The sequence below is a fragment of the Blautia sp. HCP3S3_D9 genome, assembly GCF_052063845.1.
In the GTDB taxonomy this organism is placed as follows: Bacteria; Bacillota; Clostridia; order Lachnospirales; family Lachnospiraceae; genus Blautia_A.
In genome coordinates this window covers 1-1,851 of record NZ_JBQHWS010000248.1, presented here as the reverse complement: position 1 = coordinate 1,851, position 1,851 = coordinate 1, and the positions used below count along the sequence as shown (strand labels likewise).

At 44.0% G+C, this 1,851-nt stretch carries 2 protein-coding genes; both read right to left on the bottom strand.

Translation table 11 applies throughout. From position 1 onward, the window contains the following. Positions 1 to 422 precede the first annotated feature (422 nt). Positions 423 to 1,160: an ATP-binding protein gene (locus tag ACTNES_RS20605; protein ID WP_441040546.1), complete on the bottom strand. Its 738-nt coding sequence runs from the start codon at positions 1,158 to 1,160 to the stop codon at positions 423 to 425. Further along, positions 1,160 to 1,447 (bottom strand): hypothetical protein, encoded by a 288-nt coding sequence (locus ACTNES_RS20600; RefSeq protein WP_173705847.1) that lies wholly within the window; start codon positions 1,445 to 1,447, stop codon positions 1,160 to 1,162. Before ACTNES_RS20600 ends, ACTNES_RS20605 begins: the two co-directional genes overlap by 1 nt. Positions 1,448 to 1,851 lie beyond the last annotated feature (404 nt).

The following is a 1,851-nucleotide window of genomic DNA, read 5'->3' as shown; positions in this document are numbered from 1 at the left end:
CCTGCATTTGCAACCAACGTGTCCCCCTCCTGAACAGAAGGCATTTCCTTTTCATCCGAAAAGAAATCATCATCTGTCTGTTCCGAAGTAAACTCATCTTCAGTGTCATTGTTATATTGGGGTCTGACACTCCAAAGGATAAATAAAAAGAATGAAGCGTTCCTAAAAGATCCATAAAAGAAATATAAAATTAGGGATATGTAATAAAAGAGGCACCAGTTTACAACTTTATAAATGATAGACCTATTGATGGATCAACTGATTTAAAGATCCTGCTGACTTCTTAGTTTGTCATTAACCAGCTTCTCTCCTTTGTCACTGGATTGCCTGTAGTTTACGGCGCCTAGCGGTCGCCATTCCGTTTTAGGGCGGCCGCTTTCCGAAACAAAACGGCCGCCCATTTTTTAGACGATTAACATCTCTTATCGGGTATTAATCTTAATCGTATAGTGCTTTGTCGCTCTCTTCATAATGGAGTTGGCTGATACTTCATCATTAAGAATCATTGCCTTCCAGTTTTCAGGATCACGCTGAGAGCAAACAATAGTGCTCTTTTTCTGCTCGTTACGTTTCTCTAACAGTTCGAAAAGGATCTTGATTTCCCGTTCGTCTGTAATCGTGTGAAGCAGAAAGTCGTCCAGGATGATCAATTCCCATTTGAGATACTTTTTCATCTTTCTGGCATATTTCTCATAATCCTGCTCTTTAAGAGCAACCATGCTCTCAAGAAGTTCCTCACTGTGGAAGTAGCCGACATTATACCGGTTGCAGGCTTTGATGCCGATTGCTTTAGCCAGATAAGACTTTCCTGCATCAGATTCACCAAGAATGCAGAGGTTGTAGCCTCTTGCTATGAAATCCAAAGAACCAAGCACTTCTGTAATTCCAGAGGGAAGATACTCACGTTTATCAGAGTCTACACAGTCGGACAATTCTTCAGGTGAACTCTTCAGATTTGCGGCTGTCAGCCGATTTTTTAGTGTTTTACTGACTTTTTCCTGATACTGCGGTCCGATCAGCTCTGCAATAAGCGTGAGACGGTCCATTTCCAGAAATCCGGGTTTGTGATAAAGATCGTCGAGAGTGGCTGCCATTGTGGACAGACTCAGTTCATTCAACTCGTCGACAAGTTCATTCATGAGTGCGGTACCTGTAAGCATCAGTCATCTACCTCCTTTCTGGTCAGATCAGCAAGCGCTTTGCTGCGAGATAAAAGGGTATCAATGCTGGAAGCTTCCGGTGGCATTACATAGCCACCCCGTGAAGGTGCATTCGATGCCTGTACCGAACGCCGATATCCCGCTTCTCCGAGATCATCTGCGACAACAGAGATCGTATTCTTGATGAAGGTATATTTCTGCTTATTCAGAGCGATTGCATGTTTACAGCACTCCTCAAGTGCTTTGTTACTGTACTTCTTCGTAAAATTCAGAATGCCCAGGCACATACGGTAGGTCTGAACCTCATAAGATCTGGATTTGAGGATTGTGCGGATAACGGTTTCTGTATTCTTACCGACAAGCTGAGCTTTCTGGATAAAGTAAGGACCATTCCACTGGGTAAAGCCTTTATAGTTGTCCGGTAGATGATCCGGATTTGTTGACCACTGACCTTTGTGGGTTGCTCTTGGCCATTCATAGAGGAACTCTCCTGCAAGAGAATAAATACGAACAACGGTTGAAGAGCAGCAACATTGGGGTCTGACCGTGCGTCCAGCTAAGGGTATATAGTCCGGTGGGTGGAAGCCCCATCAAATAAGCTGCTAACCACAGCATTTGAAGCGAGTCTTGAGTCTGCCGCGGTAACGTTGCAGGCTAAGCGTAGACAGCAAGATAACAGGGATAGCTATTG

Excerpts from the sequence above, each read along its gene's own strand:
- ACTNES_RS20600 (WP_173705847.1), bottom strand. The coding sequence starts at position 1,447 with ATGTGCCTGGGCATTCTGAATTTTACGAAGAAGTACAGTAACAAAGCA.
- ACTNES_RS20605 (WP_441040546.1), bottom strand. The coding sequence starts at position 1,160 with ATGCTTACAGGTACCGCACTCATGAATGAACTTGTCGACGAGTTGAAT.